Raw genomic sequence first — 22824 nt, 5'->3', positions numbered from 1 at the left:
CACGGGCGCGCAGCACCCGCCAACCTTGCCTTTGCACAGGTGTATATTGAGCCGGTCCCCATCACGCCATCCTGCCGCCATGAAACTCGCCCCCGACGATCTCGACACCATCACCGCCACCACCCTGGGCCACTACAACCAGGTGGCCGGAGGCTTTCGCGAAGGCACCCGCGACCACGACGTCAGCCAGAACATCGACGCCCTGCTGCGGCATATCCAGGGCACCGCGCCCTTCATCCTGCTGGACTTCGGCTGCGGCCCGGGGCGCGACCTGCGCACCTTCACCCGCCTGGGCCATGTGGCCGTCGGCCTGGACGGCAGCCAGGAGTTCGCCCGGATGGCCCGGCAAGACAGCGGCTGCGAGGTCTGGCAGCAAGACTTCCTCAAGCTCGACCTGCCAGCGGCACGCTTCGACGGGATCTTCGCCAACGCCGTGCTGTTCCACGTTCCCGGCCAGGAACTGCCCCGGGTGCTCAAGCAACTGCACGGCACCTTGAAGCCCGGCGGCGTGCTGTTCAGCTCCAACCCCAGGGGCGACAACCAGGAAGGCTGGAACGGCGCACGCTACGGCGCCTACCACGACCTCGCGGCTTGGCAGGCACTGCTCACCGCCGCAGGTTTCATCGAACTGGAGCACTACTACCGCCCCGCCGGCCTACCCCGGGAACAACAACCCTGGCTGGCCAGCGTCTGGCGCAAGGCCTGAGGCCACAGCCTGCCGCCGGGCGGCTCAGGGCTGGCGCGCGACCTGATACTCACGTACCTCGCCGTCCGCCAGCAGCGCCTTGATGCTCTGCCCCGGCAACCTCACGCCCTGCACTTCACGGGCTTGGGCATCGAAATTCGCCAGCAGCCGCGAACCGTCGGCAAAGGTGGTCTGCTGCACCTGGCGGTCCGCCGTCAGCCAGCGAAAATCCGTGAGGGCCTGGGTGCCCAGGCGCTGGTGCAAAGGCCGGAAAAATGCATCCTGGCGGACCATCGGCGGCAGGCGCTGGCGCAGGGTAGCGGCACTCAGGTGATACAAGGGCGGCACGTTGTAGAGCAGTTGGGCCAATTCGTTCTCGACCCGCACATTGCTCAATTTGAGGCTGTCGAACAGCCAATGGTGGCTGGTCACCAGCGACCCATGGAACACCGCCTGGTACAACGGCACACGTGTCGCCGGCGCGAAATACACCGTGCGGTAGGGCTCCTTGAGCGGCGCGCTCTTGAAGAACACCGCGGGCTGCTCCGGCGGGTACCAGTTGCCCAGGTAGTAGGGCGACTTCACCTCCTTGCTCATCTGCTCATCGCCCCAGCCCATGACCGGGGTCTGCATGCCATGGGCGAACAGCACGCCGCCAGCCGTCACCCCATTGCCGTCTTCGGAACCGCTGACCAGTTGCTGCTGCTCGGCAATCCAGCGCGAAGCATCGATATTGCCCTCGGCGTTCTGCGCCTGGGTCATCGGCCTCTCGGCGCGGTAGCTGTCGAACAGCATGCCGGTGGCGTAGGCATCGAGGAACCAACTGTTGAACCCGACCCGGGCCTGCACGGCCTTGACCCGGGCCTCCAGCAGTGGCCTGACGCAACGTGGGTCAGTGTAATGCCCGGACTGCTGGAAACCGCTTTTGAACTGGCCGTTTTCCAGCACGATCGCGCACTCGCGGTTGGCCCGCGAGCCCAGGTGGGCGGTGCTCCAGTCGGGGTTTTCATTGCTGCGCAACGCGGTCTCGTAGGAGTCGTAGGGCGCCACCAGATACCCCGCGGCCACCCCGGCCCGCACCGCTTCGGGGTGCCATAGCCCGCCCTCCCAACCTTCGCCGAGGCCCAGCCACAAACGGCTCAGCCCGGCCGCCTGCAAACGCTCCATGGTCGCCAGCGACAGGCTGCTGCCCCAATGCGCCGGGTCGGTGTTCAAGGCCTTGGCGAAGACCTTGGCCATCTGCGTGCGCAGCTCGCCGTACCCCTGGGCCAGGGCTTGCATGTCGGGCTCGTCCGCGCCCTGCCAGCCCAGACGGGCCTGCTGGTTCAGCGCGCTGTTGAGGCTGCGCAACAGAGTGGTGCGCTGATAGGCATCCAGGTTGGCCGCGGGCGCCTTGAGGATCTTCGCGCTGTCCTTGTCCAGGCCGGCCCGCAGCTTCATCGCCAGCGGCTCGTTACCCTGCAAGTCCTGTAGCAACTGCGGCCAGTTGCGCACATCGGCGTCCCCCAGCAGATCGTTGCCCCACAGATAAACATGACTGGCCCCCAGCAACTTGCTGCCTTGCGGCGTGCGCGCCAGCTTGGCCTCCAGGGTCTCGTAGCGCCCGTTGTCGATCAGCCATTGGCGGTAGCGCTTGGCGCCCGCCAGCAGGTCGGCGTCCCCCAGGTACAAGGTCATGGTCAGCGGCGCATCGGGTTCCAGGCGGGTGAACTGATGCTGCCCCGTCAGCGCCATGGCCGGCCCTTCGGCGCTCAGGCTCAGGCGGTTGTTATAGGGTCGGGTCAGCAGCCAGCTCAGGGTGAAGGCGCCGTGATCCAGGGTCCACAGCGGCAGGCTCAGGTCCTGGGTACTGTTGACCTCGCCCTGGTCCATTAGAAACCGTTGCCAGCGCAGGTCCCCCGTCGGTACGTAGTGCCCCTCGGCCAAAGGCCAGACCAGCCCCCTGCCCATGGCGCTGGCCGGCTGGCGCAGGAACGTCAGCGAGCCCGCCTCCCGGGCCTGGATGGAGAACACCAGGTCGCGCTGGCGCAGGGTCGCGCTAAGGCTCCAGGCGCCATCGTCCCATTGCCAGCTGAGCTGCTGCGGCGTCTGTTGCAAGGCGCTGACCCGGTGGCTGTCCACACCCGCCGAGGCTTGCACGGCCGGATGACCGGCAGGGGTGACGCGAATCGCCAGGGTCGCCGGATCGATCTCGACCTGCCACAGCGAGTTTTCCAACAACGGCTGGGCCAGCGCCCAGGGCGACAGCAGCAGGGCGGCGGCGAGTAACAGGCCACGAAGAGGCCGGGCAACGCAGGACATGGGCAATCTCTTCTCGAATGAATGGCCAGAGTGTAAAGCCAAGCGCAGCCCGTCCCGCCGGCATCCGGGAAAAACCCTGTGCGCAACACGCGCAGGGCCCTGCCTCAACCGGCTTCTTTCTGCGGTTCGCGAATCCTGTACCAGGCCACGTACAGCGCCGGCAGGAACAGCAGGGTGAGCAAGGTGGCGACGATGATGCCGCCGATCATGGCGTAGGCCATCGGCCCCCAGAACACTTCCCGGGCGATGGGGATCATCCCCAGGCTGGCCGCCGCGGCGGTCAGCAGGATCGGCCGCCGCCGGTGGTGGGTGGCTTCCAGTACCGCATCCCAGGGGTCGTAGCCGGCCTGCTCGTACTCATCGATCTGGGTCACCAGGATCACCGAGTTGCGGATGATGATGCCGATCAGCGCCAGGATCCCGAGGATCGCCACGAAGCCCATGGGCGTCCCCGTCGGCACCAGGGCCAGGACCACGCCGATCAGTCCCAGGGGCGCGACACTGGCCACCAGGAACATCTTCTGCACGCTGTGCAGCTGGATCATCAGGAAGGTCGCCATCAGGAACAGCATCAGCGGCACCACCTTGGCGATCGGCCCCTGGGCCTTGCCGCTCTCCTCCACGGTGCCGCCGGTGGCCACCGAATAGCCGGCCGGCAGGCCGGAAGCGAACCTGTCGATGGTCGGCTTGAGCTGCTTGACCAGGTCGGTGGGCTGGATCCCATCGCGCACCGCCGCCTTGATGGTGATGGTCGGCTTGCGATCGCGGCGCCACACCAGGGGCTGCTCCAGTTCGTAGCGCACGCTGGCAAAAGCCAGCACCGGGATCGAGGTGCCGCTGGGGGTGACGATCTGCAGGTTCTGCAAGGTATCCGGCGAACCGCGCTCGCTGTCGTCGGCGCGGCCGACCACCTTGATCAGGTAGATGTCGTCATGCACCTGGGTCACGGTGGAACCGCTGACGATGCTGTTCATCAGCTGCGCCACGTCTTCCGAAGACAGGCCCAGTTGCCGCGCCTTGTCCTGGGCGATGTCGATGCGCAGCACTTTGCCCGGCTCGTTCCAGTCGTAGATGATCTCGCCGACGTGGGAATTCTTGTCCAGCTCGGCCGCCAGGGCGATGGCGTGCTTGCGCACCTGGTCGATGTCCTTGCCGCTGACCCGATACTGGATCGGCCGGCCCACCGGCGGCCCCATCTCCAGGGCCTGGACATAGCTGCCGATGCCGACGAAGTCCTGGCGCAGGCGTTTTTGCAGGCGCTCGATCAAGGCCCCGCGCTGCTCCAGGCCCTTGCTGACGATCACCAGCTGGGCGTAGTAGGGGTTCTGCAATTGCTGGTCCAGCGGCAGGTAGAAACGGATCGCGCCTTCGCCGATGTAGGTGCTCCAGCGCTCGATGTCAGGATCGTCCTTGAGGGTCGCCTCCAGGCGATCTACCGCCTTGCGGGTCTCGTTGATCGAGGCGTTCTGCGGCAGGTTCAGGTCCACCAGGATCTCCGGCCGATCCGAGGACGGGAAGAACTGGTTCTGCACCAGGCCCATGCCGAACACCGAGGCAACGAACAACAGCACGGTGATGCCGATGGCCCACCAGCGGTTGCGCATGGCCCACAGCAAGCCATTGTTGAAAGCCCGGCCGATGCGGCCTGGCTCCTCAGAGTGGGGTTTGACGTCGGTGCTCAGGATATGCACGCCGACCACCGGGGCGAACAGCACCGCGACGACCCACGACACCAGCATCGCCACCGCGATCACTGCGAACAGGGTGAAGGTGTATTCCCCGGCGGAGCTGGCGTTCAGGCCGATGGGCACGAACCCGGCCACGGTCACCAGGGTCCCGGTGAGCATCGGGAAGGCCGTGGAGGTATAGGCGAACGTCGCCGCCTGCTCCTTGCTCTCGCCCTTCTCCAGGCGCGTGACCATCATCTCCACGGTGATCATCGCGTCATCCACCAGCAGGCCCAGGGCGATGATCAAGGCTCCCAGGGACACTCGCTGCATGGTGATGCCGCTGTACTCCATGAACAGGAAGACCATGGCCAGCACCAGCGGGATCGAGCAGGCCACCACCAATCCGGCACGAAACCCCAGGCTGATGAAGCTCACCACAAGGACGATCACCACCGCCTCGAACAGGGCGCTGGTAAAGCCGCTTACCGCCTCTTCCACCACCTCGGCCTGGTCGGAGACCTTGTGCACGCCGACGCCCACCGGCAGGTCGGCGGTCAGCTGGTCCATGCGCGCATGCAGAGCCTTGCCGAAGTCCTGGATATTGCCGCCCTTCTTCATGGCGATGGCCAGGCCAATGGCCGGCTGGCCGTTGAAGCGGAACATCGGCGTCGCCGGATCGACATAGCCACGGCTGACCTCGGCGATATCCGCCAGGCGGTAGAAGCGGTCGTTGAGCCGCAGGTTGACCGAGGCCAGGTCCTTCTCCGAGGCGAACTGCCCCGAGGTGCGCACCGAGATCCGCTCCGGCCCGGCCTCGATCACCCCGGAGGGGGTCACCGCGTTCTGCGATTGCAGGCTCTGCAGCACCTGGCGCTGGTCGATCCCCAGAGCCGCCAGCTTGCGGGTGGAGAAGTTCAGGTAGATCACCTCGTCCTGCTCGCCGACCATCTCCACCTTGCCCAGGTTCGGCACCTCGCGGATCTGCGCCCGCACCTGTTCCACGTAGTCGCGCAGCTGGCGCATGCTCAGGCCATCGGCGGTGAAGGCATAGATGGAACCGAACACATCACCGAATTCATCGTTGAACCCGGGCCCCTGCAAACCCTGGGGAAAATCGCCACGGATGTCGTTGATCTTCTTGCGCACCTGGTACCAGATGTCGGGGATGTCCTTGCCGCTGGTGGTGTCGCGCAGGTAGACGAACACCGTCGACTCGCCGGGGCGGGTATAGCTCTTCACGTAGTCCAGGGAGTCGAGTTCCTCGAGCTTCTTCTCGATGCGGTCGGTGACCTGCTTGAGGGTTTCCTCCTGGGTCGCGCCGGGCCAGCGGGTCTGGATGACCATGGTCTTGATGGTGAAGGACGGGTCTTCCTCGCGCCCCAGGTTCATGTAGGAGAACACGCCCATCAACAGCGCCACGAACATCAGGTACCAGACGAAGGATTGATGCCTGATCGCCCACTCGGACAGGTTGAAGCTCCCTTTGCTGGCGGGCGTCATTGTGCGCGGTCCTCATCGATTTTGACTTTCTGCCCCGGCTTGAGGCTGTTGACGCCGGCGCTGACGATCCGCTCGCCGGGCTGCACGCCCTGGCTGATCAGGACCGAATCGTCATCGCGGCTCAGTACCGTCACCTCACGGGGCGAGACGGTCAGGGCCTTGGGGTCGATGACCCAGATCCGGCTCTTGCCATCCACCTGTTGCAACGCACTCAACGGCAGCTCGGTGCGTGGCGCGATGGCCGAGCTCAGGGTCACGCTGATGGCGGTGCCCAGGCGGAATGCCTCGGGGGTGTCCTTGAGGGTCAGGCGGGCCCGGCGGGTGCGGGTCGCGCTCTGGGCCTGGGGTTCGATCTCGCGCACCGTGGCGCTGGTGCCGATGCTCGGGTCCAGTTGCGCCGCGACCTGGAACACCACGTCCGCCGGCAGCTGGTCCACCAGGTTCGCCGGCAGGTCGATCACCGCTTCCTTGACCTCCGGCCGGGCCAGGGTCACCACCTGCTGGCCGGCGCTCACCACCTGCCCGGCCTCGGCCTTCCAGGCGGTGACCACGCCACCGTGATCGGTGTGCAGCTCGCTGTAGCCGAGCTGGTCCCGGGCCTGCTGCATCGAGGCCTTGGCCTGGTCGAGGGAGGCGCGGGTGGTCTTCATGTCGGTCTGGGCCAGGTCCAGCTGGGCCTGGGCCCCGACCCCACGGTCGAACAGTTCCTGCTGGCGCCGGGCGTTGGCCTGGGCATTGATCCACTGCGCCTGGACCCGGGCCAGGTCGCCCTGGGCCGCCCGCAACTGGTTCTGCTGGTCGGTGGGGTCCAGGGTCGCCAGCAAGTCCCCGGGGGCCACCTCGGCCCCGACGTCGACATTGCGCTTGGCGATGCGCCCCGGCACCCGGAAGCCCAGGTTGGTCTCATAGCGCGCCTGGATATTGCCGGCAAAGCGCCCCAGGCTTTCCTCGGACTGCGCCGTCACCTGGATCCACAGCACCGGGCGCACCGGTTCCGGCGGCGCGTCGTGCTTGGAGCAAGCAGGCAGCAGCACAGCAGCGCACCACAACAAGGCCAGGCGCTTCATGGCTGCTGCTCCTGGCCGGTGGTCTTGCCGGCGATCTCCACCGGCACTCCCGGATACAGCAACTGCCCGCCGGCCACCACTACCTGCTCGCCGCCCTCGAGGCCTTCGCTGATGATCACCTTGCCGGTCAGGTAGCGTCCGACCTTGACCTTGTGCAACTGCGCCTTGCCGTCGGCGCCCACCAGCCATACCGCCGGATCGCGCAAATCCTTGGCCAGGGCCGACCAGGGCAGCACCACGCTGGCCTTGGCATTGGCGCGAGCGGTGGCGCTGACCACCGAGCCCAACTCCATGCCCGCCGGCAGCGAATCGAGCTTGACCTTGACCTGTACCGTGCCGCTCTGGGCCGAGACCACCGGGGTCACTTCGCGGACCTTGCCGGTGGTGGTCACCTTGGGGTTGTCCAACAGGGCGATGTGGATGGTTTCCTGGCCCGGTGGCTGCATCACCAGAGACTCATAGACGTTGAATACCGCATCGCGCTCGCCGTCCTGGGCCAGGCTGAAGATCGGCTGCGTCGCCTGCATCACCTGGCCGACCTCGGCCTGGCGGGCGGTGATCACCCCCGGGACCTCGGCCACCAGCGCGGTGTAGCCCAGTTGCTCGCGGGCGTTGGCCAACTGGGCCTGGGCCGCGCTCAAGGCGCTCTGGCTGCTGTGCAGGGCGGCCTGGGCCGAGTCGTATTCGCTCTGGCTGGTGTAGCCCTTGGGCAAGAGTTTCTGCTGGCGGACGAACGCGGCGCTGGTCTGCTTGACCCGTGCCTGCTCGGCGAACACCGCGGCATTGGCCGAGTCGACGTTGGTCTGCAGGTCCTTGGGGTCGAGCCGGGCCAGCACCTGGCGGGCCGCGACCCGGTCGCCGACATCCACCATGCGCTGGATGATCTTGCCGCCAACGCGAAACGACAGGTCGGTCTGGACCCGTGCCTGCACGTCGCCGGTGAGGGTCACCGACGCCGCGAACTCGCTGCTCTGCACTTGCTGGACCCGTACCCGCGGATGATTCTTTTCCGTGGGTTGCTCCGCCCCGCAACCAGCGAGCAAGGCCAACAGGCAAAGCCCCACTACCCACTTCGTATCGAGACCAGCCATGCAGGCTCCTTTTGCTTGATCGATGCGCCGTGACGTTTACGACTGTGAGCTTAGAACAGGGTTCCACCCTTGCACTGCCGGGCCTGGACATCGCGCACTTGAAGGCCCTACTGGCCTTGGCGCAGCCTCGCAGGCTCGACAGCGGCTACAGGTTCGCTTCGTGTCGCCGCCGCAGGGATGGCGCGACAAGAGCCATGGGGATTGGGCACACTGCGCGGCACGCAAAGGAGATCCGGCATGCTCAAGACCCTGGCGGTGGCCAATTACCGCTCCATCAACAAACTGGTGATTCCCCTCGCTCGGCTGAACCTGATCACCGGCGCCAACGGCAGCGGCAAATCCAATCTGTACAAGGCACTACGCCTGCTGGCGGAAACCGCCCAGGGCGGGGTGGTCAACGCCCTGGCCGGCGAAGGCGGCCTGGACTCGACCTTCTGGGCCGGGCCGGAAACCATCAGCCGACGCATGAGCCGGGGCGACGTGGCAGTCCAGGGCGGTCCACGCAAGACGGTGAAGCGCCTGCAACTGGGCTTTGCCAGTGAAGATTTCGGCTACGCCATCGGCCTCGGACTACCCGACTCCAGTGGGCATTTCATGCTTCCCGACCACAGCCTGCCGATTCCATCGCGCTTCACCCTCGACCCCAGCATCAAGCGCGAAAGTATCTGGGGCGGTGCGCTGTATCGGTCGGCCAGCGTGCTCGTGGATCGCCAGGGTCCGATGGTACGGGCTCGCGACGGGCGACAGTGGGAAGTACTGACGCAACACATCTCCAGCGGCGACAGTCTGTTCGACCAAGTGGGCAACCTGCGCTCATCGCCAGAAGTCTTGCACCTGCGCGAGCAGATCCGCGGCTGGCGCTTCTACGATCACTTACGCACCGACAGCCAGGCCCCCGCGCGCCGAGCGCAACTAGGTACCCGCACCCCGGTTCTGCACCATGACGGCCGGGACCTGGCGGCGGCCTTGCAAACCATCATCGAGGTCGGCGACCAACAAGCCTTGCACGACACCATCAGCGATGCTTTCCCGGGTTCCAGCCTGGAGATCGATGCTGTACCCGGAGGCTTGTTCGAGGTGCGTTTCCGCCAGGAAGGCTTGTTGCGCCCGCTGTCGGCGGCGGAGCTATCGGACGGCACCCTGCGCTACCTGCTGCTGGTGGCGGCCCTGCTGACCCCGAGACCGCCAACGCTGATGGTGCTCAACGAACCGGAAACCAGCCTGCACCCCGACCTGCTGCCGGCGCTGGCGCGCCTGATCATCCGTGCCTCGGAGCAGTGCCAGGTGTGGGTGGTGTCCCACGCCCGGCGCCTGATCGCGGCCCTGCAGGAAGACCCGGAATGCAACTGCATCGTGCTGGAAAAGGAACTGGGCCAGACAGGCATCGTCGGCCAGCGCCTGCTCGACGAGCCCGCCTGGTACTGGCCGGATTGAGCAGCCCCAAAAGCATCACGGGCAAGCTCCGCTCCTAAGGTCTGCGTAGGAGCGAGGCTTGCCCGCGATGGCGTGCTCAAGAGCGCCTCAAGCGCCCGGGGCGGATCACCCCTGCCACTTGCCGCCTTCGACGATCACGCTGTCGGGGTTGGTGTCGTCGCTCAGTTCCTTGCGCACGTACTGGTCGTACAGCTTGAGCAGGTACTTCTGCTCGCCCAGCTTGGCCAGCTCGGCGTTGACCCAGTCACGCAGCTCGGTGTTGCCCTTCTTCACCGCCGGGGCGATCGGCGCTTGCTCGCCCAGGGTCTGGGGCAGTACGCGGTAGCCCGGGTTCTGCTTGGACCAGCTGAACAGGATCAGGTTGTCCTGGGCGTAGGCATCGCCACGGCCATTGGCCAGGGCCTGCAGGGACTCGGTGTTCTTCTCGAACTTGAGCAGCTTCCAGTCCGGGCGGTTCTGGGTCAGCCAGATATCCGCGGTGGTGCCGGTGGTGACGATGGTGGTGCGACTCGCCAGGTCATCCAGGCTCTGCACCGGGCTGCCCTCGGGCACCAGGGCCTGGACCGCGACCTTGAGGTTGGGGTTGGTGAATTCCACCGCTTCCTTGCGCTCGGGGGTCACGGTCATGTTGGCCAGGATCAGGTCGACCTTGTCGCTTTGCAGGAACGGAATGCGGCTGGCCGGCTCCACGGCGACGAACTCCACCTTGTTCTCGTCGCCCAGCAGGTCCTTGGCGAACTGCCGGCCGATGTCGGTATCGAAGCCCACGTAGCGCCCGGCCTCATCGACGAAACCGAACGGCGGCTTGTCGGTGAACACGCCGACGATCAGCTTGTCCCGGGCCTTGATCTTGTCCAGGTAGCTGGCCGCCGGCGCAGCGCTGGCGGCACTGGCCGCAGGCTTGGGGGCCTCGGAGGATTTATCGCAGCCGGCCAGCAGGGCCAGGCCGAACAGTGGCAGCAACAACAGTGAAGACTTGACGGTTTTCATAAGAGCTCCAGTTCCTTTCTAGGGGCTTTCTTGGGTAATGCTTCGACGAACGAGAACTTCTCCAGGAACTGCTGCGCGCGAACGGTCTGCGGGTTCGTGAAGAAAGCCTCGGGGGTGTTCTGCTCGAGGATGCGGCCAGCGTCCATGAACACGATGCGGTCGGCCACGGCCCGGGCGAAGGCCATTTCATGGGTGACGATCAGCAGCGTCATGCCGTCCCGGGCCAGGCCCTGGATCACCTGCAGCACTTCCTTGACCATCTCCGGGTCCAGCGCCGCGGTGACCTCGTCGAACAGCATCACCTGGGGGTTCATGCACAGCGAGCGGACGATGGCGATGCGTTGCTGCTGGCCGCCGGACAGTTGCCGGGGAAACGCCTGGCGCTTGTCCGCCAGGCCGACCCGCTCCAGCAGCGCCTCGGCCTGGGCCTGGGCCTCGCGGCGCTGGCGTTTCTGCACCTTGAGCGGGCCGAGGAGGATGTTGTCCAGCACGTTCATGTGGGGAAACAGGTGATAGCTCTGGAACACCATGCCGATCTGCTGGCGTACCTGGCGCCAGTCGGTGGCCGGGTCCAGCAGCTCGCGGCCGGCGAAGCGCAGATGGCCGCCCTGGGCGCTTTCCAGGCCGTTGAGGCAGCGCAGCAGGGTGCTCTTGCCGCAGCCGCTGGGGCCGAGGATGACGATCACCTCGCCCGACGCTACGCTCAGGTCGATGTCGCGCAGCACCTGCTGCGAGCCGAAGAACTTGTTGAAACCCTGGAACTCGATCAATGCGCTCATGCTTGCGTCCAGCGCCGCTCCAGCACGCGGGAGGCGGCCGATAGCGGGTAGCAGATGAAAAAGAAGAACAGGAACAGGACGCCGTAGATCAGCACCGACTCGTAGGTGCGCTCGATGATCTGCTGGCCGACCTTGATCACGTCCACCACGCCGATCAGCACCGCCAGGGAGCTGGTCTTGATGATCCGCGTGTAGACGTTGATGGTCGGCGGCGTCATGCGCTTGAGGGCCTGGGGCAGCAGCACGTGGCCATACAGCTGTAACGTCGACAGGCCGATGGACAGCCCCGCCTCACGCTGGCCCCGGGGCAGCGAACGCAGCGCCCCGCGCACCACCTCGCCGACCTCGCTGGCGCCCCACAGCGACAACACCAGCACCGCACAGGTGAAGCTGGGAATGCTGATACCGAAGAAGATCGGGAAGCCGAAGAACAGCAAGTACAGCCAGACCAGCACCGGGATCGCCCGGAACAGCTCCAGGTAGATGCGCAGCGGTACATCCAGCACTCGCCGCTGCAGACTGCGCAGCACGCCATAGAGCACACCGCCCAGGGTGCTGAAGAGAATGCTCAGCAAGGAGATCGACAAGGTCTGCTCGGCGCCCCGGGCCAGTTGCGGCAGGGACACCAGCAGCAGCTCAAGACCCGAACTGGCCATGTTGCAGCCTCCTTTCCAGGTAGCCGAGCAACAGCGACAGTGGCAGGAACAGCAGCACGCAGATCAGCGTCAGCACCGCCAGCATCTCGTAGGTCTTGTAGTACAGGGCGATGTAGCTCTTGGTGGTGTAGAGGATCTCCGGCACCGCCACCGCCGAGACCACGGTGGTTTCCTTGAGCAGGAAGATGAAGTTGGCGAACAGCGACGGCAGGCTGAGGATGCCCGCCTGGGGCAGGATCACGTAGCGCAGCAGTTGCCAGCGCGACAGGCCGATGGAGCGCCCCGATTCCAGCTGGGCCAGCGGCACCGCCTCGACCCCGGCGCGCAGCACCTCGGTGAGATAGGCACCGCCCAGAAATGTCATGGTGATGATCGCCGCAGTGAAGCCGGAGACCTTGATCCCCAGGGCCGGCAGGGCGAAGTAGACGAAGAACAGCTGGATCAGCAACGGCGTGTTGCGCGCCAGTTCCACGTACAGGCCGATCAGGCGGTGCACATAGGGCGTACGGAACACTAGGAAAGCAGCGTTGATCAGCGCCACCAGCAGGGAAGTGCCGATGGCGATCAGGCCGACCTGCAGGGTCACCCCCACGGCCTTGAGGAACGCCGGCAGGGTGCTGAGGATGAAAGCGTAGTCGAGGGTCATTGAACGTCCTGGACGTCGCCGGGATACGGCGACGGTGATGCAGTCCATGGGGCGATGGGTAATCGCCCGGCTGAGCGCGACTCTAAAGCTATAAAAAGCAGAATTTAAATACCGTTAAGGCATATTGATATCACCCAAAAACCTAACCCGCGGATTTGCCGGGCTGGCGTCGAGCGACTACCTTTTTGCCTGCCTGCCGGGTTCATGAGGACCGGGGCATTTCCCAGGACGCGCAGCTTCACAAGGACGATGACCATGGCCAATGAAAAGACTCCGCAACCGCTCGATCCCCATGACTTGCTCAAATGGCTCATGGCCTTGCGCCGGGCCATGCAGCCGGCAGGCTGACGCTGGTCAAAAATTGCGGGCAATAAAAAACGCCGACGCTGGCCTAGCCGTCGGCGTTCGAACCTTGAAGGGGTTGGTCCGGTGGACAGCCTAGCCCATCAGAAGGCCGGCAATACCGCGCCGCTGTATTTCTTCTCGATGAAAGCCTTCACTTCAGGGCTGGTCAGGGCCTTGGCCAGCTTCTGGATGGCCGGGCTGTCCTTGTTGTCCGGACGGGCCACCAGGAAGTTCACGTAGGGCGAGTCGGCGCCTTCGATCACCAGCGCATCCTTGGCCGGGTTCAGGCCGGCTTCCAGGGCGTAGTTGGTGTTGATCATGTCCAGGTCAACCTGATCCAGGACCCGTGGCAGCATGGCCGATTCCAGTTCCCTGAACTTGAAGTTGTGCGGGTTCTTGGCGATGTCCTTCGGAGTGGACACGGCGTTCTTCGGATCCTTGAGCTCGATCAGGCCGGCCTTGTGCAGCAGGATCAGCGCACGTCCGCTGTTGCTGCCTTCGTTGGGGATGGCGATGCTGGCGCCGTCCTTCAGTTCGGCCAGGCTCTTGACCTTCTTCGAGTAGCCGCCGAAAGGCTCGACATGCACGCCGATCACGGTCTCCAGGTGGGTGCCCTTGCCTTCGTTGAAGTTCTTCAGGTACGGCAGGGTCTGGAAGTAGTTGGCGTCCAGGCGCTTCTGGTCCACTTGCACGTTGGGCTGCACGTAGTCGGTGAAGACCTTCACTTCCAGGTCCACGCCTTCCTTGGCCAGGGTCGGCTTGATCAGCTCGAGGATCTCGGCGTGGGGCACCGGGGTCGCGGCGACGACCAGCTTCTCGCCGGCCTGGGCGATACCGGCGCCCAGGGCTGCCGCCAGTGCGGTGAACAACAGAACTTTTTTCATGCGATGTCCTTAGGTGTCGGGGTCCGACGACGGCTTCAAACAGGAAGTGGATCGGGATACTGGTGAAGTGCCACTTTTGGCGTGGATCGGACAATACCGAGATTTTTTATTCCCGAACAATATCTTTTATTCAAGTTCATATTCCATTTTGTTCATACAGCCGGGAAGCCCCTGGCCAGAGCTCCCGCCTACCGCGGCGCCCGGTGAAGTGGTGTGGCCGCTGTCGAGCGCGGCAAGGCTGGGTCCAGGTAGGCTGGGCCTTCAGGTAGGCAATTGAGCGCACTTCTTGGCGGCCGCTACGCGCCCTTACGCAGCCTGTAGCCGCTGCCGAGCCTGCGAGGCTGCGCACGAGGACGCAGTCCTCGCGAAACGAACCCCTCCCAAAGCTCGTAGCGCCGGGATAGACAGGCGCTACGCACCCAGGCGCAGCCTGCTCCAGTGCCTACACCGCCAGCAGTTGCTTGAGGGCGGCGCGGTCCGCCTCGGTGCCGGACTCGAGAATCCCGCGTACCAGCAAGCGCACCTGCTCCAGGGGCGCGGCCTGGGATGGCAGGTTGAGGTGTTCCGGAAGGATTTCCCCACCATCGCTGACCAGCAGGGCGAAGTGAATGACGTTCTCCAGCTCGCGGGTATTGCCCGGCCAGCTGTGGCGCTCCAGGACCTGCTGCGCGGCTTCGCTGATCAGCGGCACCGGCAGGTCCAGGCGCTGGCTGTAGATCCCCAGGAAGTATTCGGCCAACGATTCGATATCCCCCACCCGCTCACGCAGGGCCGGTAGCTCCAGCTGGCCCTCGCCCAGGTAGCGGTACAGGCGCTCGTGGAACTTGCCCGCCGCCACCGCCTGGGCCAGGTCGATGCTGGTGGCCGCCACCAGGCGCACATCCACCGGGCTTGGCTGCTGCGCACCGACCCGGGTCACTTCGTGGTTCTCCAGGGCCGCCAGCAGCTTGGTCTGGATCGGCAGCGGCAGGTCGCCGATCTCGTCCAGGTACAGGGTCCCGCCATTGGCCGAGCCGAACCAGCCGGCCCGGCTGCTGGCCGAGCCGCTGAAGCTGCCCGCGGCGTAACCGAACAGCTCGGCATCGGCATAGGTCGGGCTGATGGCCCCGCAGTTGACCGAGACGAACAACCCACCACGATCGCTGGCGCGGTGGATATGCCGGGCCAGCAGCTCCTTGCCGGTGCCGGTCTCGCCACGGATCAGTACCGAGGTCGAACGCGGCGCCAGTTGCTCCAGCTCCTCGCGCAGCTGGCGCGAACGCGGATCGACGAACACCAGCGCCTTGGCGCGGATGCTCAGGGGGCTTTTCTCGGCATCGGGAAAGGTCAGCAGCGGCTGGCCGAAGGGGGTATGCGAACTCATGGCTGGCTCCCGCCCCAAGGCGCCTGGGGGCGGGGGCGTTTAAACGAAAGAAGAAAATTCAGGCACGACGCAGGGCGTGCTGTTCCATGCGGTTTTGCAGGCGGTAGAGATAGGCGAAACCCTGTTCCCAGCGATGGTGGCCGGACTTGACGTTGATATGCCCGGCACCGGCCAGGATCCCGGCCTCGGCGCCCCAGTCCCGGGCCAGCTCCAGGGCTCGCGCCGCGCTGACCGCGCTGTCGTTGTCCGAGCTGACCACCTGGCTGGGGAACGGCAGCAGGCTCCGGGGGATCGGGGCAAAATTGCGCAGCGCCGGGGCACAGGCCGGACGTTCCACATCCGCCGGCGCCACCAGCAGCGCGCCACGTACCTGGCGCAGGGCGGCCAACGGCGCCCGGGCTGCCCAATGGGCCACGGTGACGCAACCCAGGCTGTGGGCGATCAGGATCACCGGGGTGTCATCGGCGGCAATGGCCTCGGCCAGCGCGGCTACCCAATCTTCCCGGCGCGGCGTCAGCCAGTCGGCCTGCTCCACTCGCGCACTGTTGGGCAGGCTGCGCTGCCAGTGGCTTTGCCAATGATCTTCTGGCGATCCTTGCCAGCCCGGCACAATCAAGTAGCGAATGGATTCGTTGCGCATGGGGAACTCTCCTGCTGCGTGTCTGTTCCCGAACGAGTATAGGGAGGGGATTTATATTGGTTAAGGAATAAGAAGCTATTTATTAAGACCCATAAAGAATATAAACCCACACTGCTCCGGCTCATGCAACCACTGCCGCAGGACGCGCAGCGACCGCCAGGGAGCCCGTTCGACCGCACACTTGAACTGCCCTGCGGGCCTCGCTGCGCTCGACAGCAGCTACAGCGCCACAACAAAAAAAAGGCCGCACCCTGCCAAGGAGACGGCCTGAAAAGTCGTGGCTTTGTTGCTCGGTATCAGCGGGCGGTAATCACCGACAGCTTGGTGATGCCCGCACGCTCGATGGACGCCATGGCCCGGGCCACCTCGCCGTAGTTGACGCCATCGTCGGCCTGCAGCTGGACGCGGACTTCCGGGTCCTTCTGCTTGGCCGCTTGCAGGTTGGTTTCCAGGAGATCCGGCTGGATCTCGTCCTTGTTGATAAACAGCTTGCCGGTGCCATCGATGCTCACCACCAGCGGGTCCTTTTGCTCCACCGGGGCCACGGCCTCGGTCTTGGGCAGGTTGATGGGAATGGCGTTGGTCAGCAGCGGCGCCGTGACGATGAACACCACCAGCAGCACCAGCATCACGTCCACCAGCGGGGTGACGTTGATCTCGCTCAGCACTTCATCGCTGTCTTGGGTGGAGAAGGCCATGTCAGGAGGCCTCCTTCACTTTGTGGCCGGAGCCCTGGGCCGCGACCTTGTGCGCGGCCGGGTGGATCAGCACACGGAACGAACTCTTCTGCGCCAGGCTGTAGAAGTCATGGGCGAAGTCATCGAGATCGGCGGCGGTCAGCTTCAGGCGCCGCAGGAAGTAGTTGTAGACCAGCACCGCCGGCACGGCGACGGCGATCCCCACGCCAGTGGCCACCAGCGCCGCGCCAATAGGCCCAGCCACGGTTTCCAGGCTGGCCGAACCAGCGGCGCTGATGCCCTTGAGCGCTTCCATGATCCCCCACACGGTGCCGAACAGACCGATGAAGGGCGAGGTACTACCGATACTCGCCACCACCGCCAGGCCCGTCTCAAGGGAGCGGCGCTCACGCACGATCTGCTGGCGCAGGGCGCGCTCGAGCCGGTCCTGGTGGTTGATCGCCTGGCTCAGGTCGGCGGCGTGGGAGGCATCGCCCACCTGGATCGCCGCGTAGCCGGCCTGGGCCACTCGCGCCGCCGCACCGGGCTGGGTTTCGCTCAGGGGCGCGGCGGAGTCCAGGCTCGATGCCGCCCAGAACTGATTGTGGAACTTGCGATCCTGGGCCTTGAGGCGGGCGAACTGCACGCCCTTGACCAGGGCCAGGCCCCAGGTAGCGACGGAAAAGACCACCAGCAGCCAGATCACCGCGCTTTCGATGGATTCCAGTGGAGATGCCAGTAACGTCATGATGTGTTCCCTCTATAAGCGTGTGGATCGGGCCTTGCGGCTCAATGGATCTTGAAATCGATAGGTACGCTGACCCAGCCGTCCTGGGCCACGTCGCCCTGCTTGGCCGGGACGAAGCTCCAGCGCTTGACCGCGGCCAGGGCCGCATCGTCGAGTTGCTGGCGCCCACTGCTCTTCTGGACCTGGATCTCTCCCGGCTTGCCGCTGGCCAGCACGTGCACCCGAAGCAGCACCGTGCCTTCCCAACCCCGGCGCTGGGCCAGGGACGGATACTCCGGCGCCGGGTTCTTCAGGTACGCGGCGCTGGCCGAAGCCGGCGTCACCGGAGCGGGAGCCGGTGGCGCGGGTGGGGCCGGGGCGGCCACCGGCGCAACCGGTTGCGGCGCTGCCGGAGCCTGCTGCACTGGTTTGGGCGCGGGCTTGGGTTCGGGCTTGGGCACCGGTTTTGGCTTGGGTTTGGGCACCGGCTTGGGTGGTGGCGGCTTCACCGCCAGTTCGTCCTCCACCGGCGGCGGTGGCTCCACTACCGGCTGGACCGGCTGCGGAGGCGGTGGCTCGACCACCGGTGGCGCCGGATGCGAGAACTCGATGGTCATGGGCGGGATCTCCGGCGGCACGATGGGCAGCACCGGAGTGGGCTTCTGGCTCAGCCAGTAGATCACCGCGCCGTGCAACACCAGGGCCGCCACTCCCAGGAGAATCGCCTCGCGCCGGCGCAGCACCCGCTTGGGTGTGCGTTGCAGCCGAGCCTGGCCCAGCGGCAAGCGATGCGGCCGGCCAAGATCGACCAACTCGCCGCTCGGTGCCTGGCGCCACGGCACCTCCTGCGCGCTGGCGACGGTCTGGACATTGCCCATTGATTCACTCCCTACGATCTTCTGCGGATAACCGGCACCAGCGCTCTGACTCCCCCGCGCAACGGTGCCGTGGGATCCATGATCCGCGCCCCTCGCTTATCTCTTAAAGTAATCTTTCAAGTTATATATAGACCTACATGGAATATACAAAACCCGTGAAACCCTGCAGGCCGCGTGAATCAAGGGCTGCAGCCACAACAGCGAAAGCCCATGCCTTGCCGGCATTAAAAATATTCCCGCAAGGCATCGAAAACACCTGGATATCCGCCTCGATACAACTAATCAGAAACACCGATCCACAACTAAATTCAAACTACAGGCACGACAAAGCCGCTGGAAAATCACGCAAGTTTCATATCAACTAACGGATATCCAGCGGCTGTCAGTTATCGAACTCGTTACTGCTTGAGGAATTCACCACTCAAGCCGACCACATCACCGCTGAAGTTGCTGCGGGCTCCGGAAGCGCGCAACCGAGCGTAGTTGTGATCGGCGGAAAACAGCGCCCAGGCCTGGTAGCCATAGCCATCGTTGTAGCCGGAAACGTTGATGATGGTGGGCTGGCCGGTGCTGTTCTGGAAGTGGTAATGCCCGGCGACGCTGTACTTGACCCCGGCCTGGGTCAACTCTCCACTGAACGAACCGTTGGAATCGTTGCCGTCGGTCACGACCAGGCGGGCGTCGGCGTTGGAGTTTACATAGGTGCCATTGATGCTCGACATGATGCGGGTTTCCTTATGCAGTTAAAGGTTTCTTCCAATGAGGCAAGTTCAAAAAGAACTCACGAAACCAGCATGGCCGGCACCCGGAAAGTTGTCCAAGACAAACTTGATTTACAACTAATCAAATAGCTATAGAGTCCAGCACGGTCCATATAAGCTATATCCACGCCAAGGCAACTTATAACTTTCCGGCCGCCAGCACTCGCAACTGCTCCTGCAATGCCTTGCCTGCCCGACTCAAGCCGCTGCCGGCATACAGGGCCAGGCGCACGCCCTGGATATCCGGCAGGCCGCTGTCGGCATCGAGGATGCGGTGCTGCTTGCCCAGCACCCGCACCGGCAGCAGGCTGATCCCCAAGCCTGCGCCCACCGCCGAGCAGACACTGGCCAGGCTGGCGCTGGAATAGGCGATGCGCCAGGGCCAACCGCCCACTTCCAGGTGATGGAGCATTTCCTGGCGGTACAAGCCCCCCACCGCAAAGGCCACCAAGGGCAGCGGTTCGCGACCGAAGGCCGGTTGCCGGAGGCTGTCGGCCCAACACAGCGGCTCGGGCCAGGAGCCCAGGCAGTCGTCGCCATGGCCCATCTGCTTGACCAGCAACAGGTCGAACTCGCCACGCCGGTATTGGCGCAGCAACTCCGGCCCCAGGCCGCAAGTGACCTCCAGGCGCACCGCCGGGTAGTCGCGGCCAAACCGTGACAACAACGGCATCAGGCGCTCGGCGGCATAGTCCTCCGGCACCCCCAGGCGCAGCACCTCTTCGCTGCGCTGGTTGATCAGCACATCGCTGGCCTCTTCGTGCAGCGCCAGGATGCGCCGGGCATAGGCCAAAAGCCGCTCGCCCTCGACCGTGGCCACCACCCGGCGCTGGTCGCGGTCCAGCAACTGGCAGCCCAGGCTCTCCTCCAGACGCCGCACCTGCTGGCTCACGGTGGACTGGGTCAGGTGCAGGCGCTCGGCGGCGCGGGTGAAGTTCTGGCAGTCGGCGACCGCCACGAAACTGCGCAACAACACGGGATCGAACATCGCCAAACCATTCTGATAGCCACTGATTAGCATGATTATATTTAATTTCAGAATACCCAGGAGCTTGCCCATACTCGTCGCTCATCAGTCGGAACGGGAGGTTTGCATGGGGTTCAACCTGTCCTTCAAACGCGGCCTGTTGGCCGCCGGTCTGCTCACGGCGGGAGTGGTAATGGCCAGCGACAATGCATTGCTCGAAGCGGTACGCAACGGACAGTTGCAGCAAGTACGCGAGCTCATCGCCCAGGGCGCGCCACTCGACGACCGGGGCCTGGATGGCAGCAGCCCGCTGCTGCTGGCCACTCGCGGCAACCAGGTGGAGATCGCCCGGGTGCTGATCGAGGCCGGCGCCGACGTCAACCGCAAGAACCTGATGCAAGACAGCCCCTACCTGCTGGCCGGTGCCAGCGGCCACGACGAGATCCTCAAGCTGACCCTGGCCCATGGCGCCGACCTCAAGAGCACCAATCGCTACGGCGGCACGGCGCTGATCCCGGCCTGCGAGCGTGGCCACGAGACCACCGTGGAGTTGCTGATCGCCGCCGGGGTCGACCTGGACCACGTCAACCGCCTGGGCTGGACCTGCCTGCTGGAGGCGATCCTGCTCTCCGATGGCGGCCCGGCGCACCAGCGCATCGTCAGCCGGCTGATCGCCGCCGGTGCCGACCTGAACCTGCCGGACCGCGCCGGGATCAGCCCCCTGCGCCATGCCGAACAACGCGGCCAGGAGGCCACTGCCCAACTGCTGCGCGAGGCCGGGGCCTCCTGAACTCGCGCGGCGCACGCCGGAGATTTGCATGCATAACGATCAACACTTCCTCGAACGAGCCGTGGCCCTGGCCCGGCGCAACGTCGAGCAGGGCGGCCGGCCCTTCGGCGCCTTGCTGGTACGCGACGGCCAGGTACTGGCCGAGGCGGTCAACGAAATCCACCTCAGCCAGGACCCCACCGCCCACGCCGAACTGCTGGCGATCCGCAGCGCCAGCCAGCAACTGGGCCCGCGCCTGGACGGCTGCGTGATCTACGCCAGCGGCCAGCCCTGCCCGATGTGCCTGGCCGCCATGTACTTGTGCGGCGTATCCCGGGCAGTGTTCGCCGCCAGCAACCAGCAGGCGGCGCCGTTCGGCCTGTCCACCGCGGCGATCTACGAACAACTGGGCCAGCCCCTGGCGACCCAAAAGCTGCCTGTGCAGCACCTGCCGCAGGCGGCGATGAACGCTATCTACCAGGATTGGCAGGACCGTCATGCCGCGCACTGAATCAGCGTTCAAGACCTTCGCCGGCTGGGCCTTGCTGGTGTGCCTGGGGCTTAACCTGCGGCCGATCCTCAGCTCGGTCAGCCCGCTGCTGGGGCAGATCCGCGAGGCCACCGGCATGAGTTTCCAGAGCAGCGCCTGGCTCACCAGCCTGCCGGTGATCTGCATGGGCCTGGTGGCACTGCTGGGCGTACGCATCGAAGCGCGCCTGGGAGAGCGCCACGGGGTTTCCCTGGGCCTGCTGCTGGTGCTTTTGGCCTGCCTGGCGCGCCTGTACTTCGGCCAGGCGCCAGCCCTGCTGGCTTCCGCCCTGCTGGGCGGTGCCGGCGTCGCGCTGATCCAGGCCCTGGTGCCGGCGCTGATCAAGCGCCAGTTCCAGCATCGAGTGGCCCTGGCGATGGGGGTGTATTCGGCCTCGCTGATGGGCGGTGGCGGGCTCGCCGCGCTGCTCAGCCCACAGGTGGCGCTGCACTTCGCCAACTGGCAGGTGGGCCTGGGGGTCTGGCTGCTGCCGGCCATGGCGGCCCTGATGCTGTGGACCTGCCTGCCCCTGGGCGCCGCCCGCCGCCAAGGCTCCCGAAGCAAGAGCGACAGCCTGTGGAACAACCGCCGGGCCTGGCTGCTGGCGTTGTACTTCGGCCTGGTGAACTGCGGCTACATGAGCATGGTGGCCTGGCTGCCGGCCTACTACCTGCAGATGGGCTGGAGCGCCACGCTGAGCGGTTCGCTGCTGGCGTTCATGACCGTGTTCCAAGTCATCGCCGCGCTGTTGATGCCGGCCCTGGCCCAACGCAGCGTCGACCGCCGGCCCCTGCTGGGCATCAGCCTCGCCGCTCAGGCCCTGGGCTTTCTCGGCCTGGTGCTGTGGCCATTGCAAGCACCGCACCTGTGGGTGGCGCTGATCGGCTTCGGCCTGGGCGCCTGCTTCGGCCTGAGCCTGATCCTCACCCTCGACCACCGCCGCGACCCCCGGGAAGCCGGGCAACTGGCGGCCTTCGTGCAGGGCGTGGGGTTCTTGCTCAATGCTGTCTCGCCCTGGCTCACCGGCTGGCTGCGCCAGGTCACCGGCGAGTTCACCAGCGCCTGGTGGGTGCTGGTCGCCGGTGCCGTGGCGATGCTGCTCCTGACCCGCATCTTCAGCCCGTCCAGCTACCAGCCCAGGGCCAGTTTCGACACCGCCGCACAAGCAGCATGAGCCTGGGGCCGGGTCCAGCAGGCGACTCGTGCCGAGCCGGGCGCCAGCGGTTACACAGAACCCTGTAGCCGCTGTCGAGCGGCGCGAGGCTGCGACCGAGCCCACAGCGCCCGCAACACCCAGCGCCGCAGTACGACTGGCAAACTCTGGAGAGCGGCCACAGGCCGGGACTCGATGGAGGGGACCAAAGCAATAGACGTTGGGGGTCGGAGAATTATTAGTGAAATAAATTATTGTAATTCGATAATTATTTATAAATAATCCGCCACCCCCACAGCTTTGCAAGGAATA

21 protein-coding genes are annotated in these 22824 nt (G+C 65.4%); 5 read left to right on the top strand and 16 right to left on the bottom strand.

Annotation, left to right across the window (positions count from 1 at the left end; genetic code table 11):
* Positions 1-79: 79 nt before the first annotated feature.
* Positions 80-706, top strand: coding sequence for a class I SAM-dependent methyltransferase (locus C4K40_RS01285; protein WP_053132725.1), 627 nt, complete (start codon positions 80-82; stop codon positions 704-706).
* A gap of 24 nt (positions 707-730) precedes the next feature.
* Here the strand turns inward: C4K40_RS01285 and C4K40_RS01280 are convergent, their stop codons facing one another.
* The 4 genes from C4K40_RS01280 to C4K40_RS01265 all read right to left on the bottom strand — a co-directional run bounded on the left by C4K40_RS01280 (position 731) and on the right by C4K40_RS01265 (position 8314).
* On the bottom strand, positions 731-2986 hold the full coding sequence (locus tag C4K40_RS01280) for a glycoside hydrolase (RefSeq protein ID WP_053132726.1): 2256 nt from the start codon (positions 2984-2986) through the stop codon (positions 731-733).
* Between the two features lie 104 nt (positions 2987-3090).
* Positions 3091-6156 carry an efflux RND transporter permease subunit gene (locus tag C4K40_RS01275; RefSeq protein ID WP_022644168.1) on the bottom strand — a complete coding sequence of 1022 codons (3066 nt, stop codon included), beginning with the start codon at positions 6154-6156 and terminating at the stop codon, positions 3091-3093.
* On the bottom strand, positions 6153-7223 hold the full coding sequence (locus C4K40_RS01270; RefSeq protein WP_053132729.1) for an efflux RND transporter periplasmic adaptor subunit: 1071 nt from the start codon (positions 7221-7223) through the stop codon (positions 6153-6155). Before C4K40_RS01270 ends, C4K40_RS01275 begins: the two co-directional genes overlap by 4 nt.
* Complete coding sequence (locus C4K40_RS01265; protein ID WP_053132731.1) at positions 7220-8314, bottom strand: efflux RND transporter periplasmic adaptor subunit; 1095 nt, start codon at positions 8312-8314, stop codon at positions 7220-7222. Before C4K40_RS01265 ends, C4K40_RS01270 begins: the two co-directional genes overlap by 4 nt.
* A 237-nt stretch (positions 8315-8551) precedes the next feature.
* On the opposite strand from C4K40_RS01265, the gene C4K40_RS01260 reads away from it, so the two are divergent.
* Complete coding sequence (locus C4K40_RS01260; protein WP_053132734.1) at positions 8552-9748, top strand: AAA family ATPase; 1197 nt, start codon at positions 8552-8554, stop codon at positions 9746-9748.
* Positions 9749-9853: 105 nt separating this feature from the next.
* Here the strand turns inward: C4K40_RS01260 and C4K40_RS01255 are convergent, their stop codons facing one another.
* The 12 genes from C4K40_RS01255 to C4K40_RS01200 all read right to left on the bottom strand — a co-directional run bounded on the left by C4K40_RS01255 (position 9854) and on the right by C4K40_RS01200 (position 20082).
* Complete coding sequence (locus tag C4K40_RS01255) at positions 9854-10738, bottom strand: transporter substrate-binding domain-containing protein (RefSeq protein WP_053132745.1); 885 nt, start codon at positions 10736-10738, stop codon at positions 9854-9856.
* Positions 10735-11517 carry an amino acid ABC transporter ATP-binding protein gene (locus C4K40_RS01250; protein WP_022644163.1) on the bottom strand — a complete coding sequence of 261 codons (783 nt, stop codon included), beginning with the start codon at positions 11515-11517 and terminating at the stop codon, positions 10735-10737. The genes C4K40_RS01255 and C4K40_RS01250 overlap by 4 nt, the downstream gene beginning before the upstream one ends.
* On the bottom strand, positions 11514-12173 hold the full coding sequence (locus C4K40_RS01245; RefSeq protein ID WP_053132748.1) for an amino acid ABC transporter permease: 660 nt from the start codon (positions 12171-12173) through the stop codon (positions 11514-11516). Before C4K40_RS01245 ends, C4K40_RS01250 begins: the two co-directional genes overlap by 4 nt.
* Positions 12154-12819: an amino acid ABC transporter permease gene (locus C4K40_RS01240; protein WP_053132750.1), complete on the bottom strand. Its 666-nt coding sequence runs from the start codon at positions 12817-12819 to the stop codon at positions 12154-12156. The genes C4K40_RS01245 and C4K40_RS01240 overlap by 20 nt, the downstream gene beginning before the upstream one ends.
* 446 nt (positions 12820-13265) lie before the next feature.
* Positions 13266-14048 (bottom strand): MetQ/NlpA family ABC transporter substrate-binding protein, encoded by a 783-nt coding sequence (locus tag C4K40_RS01235; protein ID WP_053132753.1) that lies wholly within the window; start codon positions 14046-14048, stop codon positions 13266-13268.
* Between the two features lie 442 nt (positions 14049-14490).
* On the bottom strand, positions 14491-15411 hold the full coding sequence (locus tag C4K40_RS01230) for a sigma 54-interacting transcriptional regulator (RefSeq protein ID WP_053132755.1): 921 nt from the start codon (positions 15409-15411) through the stop codon (positions 14491-14493).
* Between the two features lie 58 nt (positions 15412-15469).
* Complete coding sequence (locus tag C4K40_RS01225; RefSeq protein ID WP_053132757.1) at positions 15470-16051, bottom strand: alpha/beta hydrolase; 582 nt, start codon at positions 16049-16051, stop codon at positions 15470-15472.
* 296 nt (positions 16052-16347) lie between these two features.
* On the bottom strand, positions 16348-16749 hold the full coding sequence (locus C4K40_RS01220; RefSeq protein ID WP_053132759.1) for a biopolymer transporter ExbD: 402 nt from the start codon (positions 16747-16749) through the stop codon (positions 16348-16350).
* A 1-nt stretch (position 16750) separates the two neighbouring features.
* Entirely contained in the window at positions 16751-17476 is a 726-nt protein-coding gene (locus C4K40_RS01215) for a MotA/TolQ/ExbB proton channel family protein (RefSeq protein WP_053132762.1), read from the bottom strand.
* A gap of 41 nt (positions 17477-17517) precedes the next feature.
* Entirely contained in the window at positions 17518-18333 is an 816-nt protein-coding gene (locus C4K40_RS01210) for an energy transducer TonB (protein ID WP_053132766.1), read from the bottom strand.
* A 398-nt stretch (positions 18334-18731) separates the two neighbouring features.
* A complete protein-coding gene (locus tag C4K40_RS01205) occupies positions 18732-19055 on the bottom strand; it encodes a hypothetical protein (protein WP_053132768.1) in 324 nt (107 codons plus the stop codon).
* Between the two features lie 178 nt (positions 19056-19233).
* Positions 19234-20082: a LysR substrate-binding domain-containing protein gene (locus C4K40_RS01200; RefSeq protein WP_053132962.1), complete on the bottom strand. Its 849-nt coding sequence runs from the start codon at positions 20080-20082 to the stop codon at positions 19234-19236.
* Between the two features lie 106 nt (positions 20083-20188).
* On the opposite strand from C4K40_RS01200, the gene C4K40_RS01195 reads away from it, so the two are divergent.
* From C4K40_RS01195 to C4K40_RS01185, 3 genes are read left to right on the top strand one after another with little or no spacing between them, the layout of a single operon-like run.
* Complete coding sequence (locus C4K40_RS01195) at positions 20189-20851, top strand: ankyrin repeat domain-containing protein (RefSeq protein WP_053132771.1); 663 nt, start codon at positions 20189-20191, stop codon at positions 20849-20851.
* A gap of 28 nt (positions 20852-20879) precedes the next feature.
* On the top strand, positions 20880-21341 hold the full coding sequence (locus C4K40_RS01190) for a nucleoside deaminase (protein ID WP_022643918.1): 462 nt from the start codon (positions 20880-20882) through the stop codon (positions 21339-21341).
* Entirely contained in the window at positions 21328-22533 is a 1206-nt protein-coding gene (locus C4K40_RS01185; protein ID WP_022643917.1) for a CynX/NimT family MFS transporter, read from the top strand. The genes C4K40_RS01190 and C4K40_RS01185 overlap by 14 nt, the downstream gene beginning before the upstream one ends.
* Positions 22534-22824 lie beyond the last annotated feature (291 nt).

Origin of the sequence: Pseudomonas sp. CMR5c (assembly GCF_003850545.1) — a bacterium.
Taxonomy (GTDB): domain Bacteria; phylum Pseudomonadota; class Gammaproteobacteria; order Pseudomonadales; family Pseudomonadaceae; genus Aquipseudomonas; species Aquipseudomonas piscis.
The sequence above is the reverse complement of the archived record's forward strand: the minus strand, read 5'-3'. Positions and strand labels throughout refer to the sequence as shown.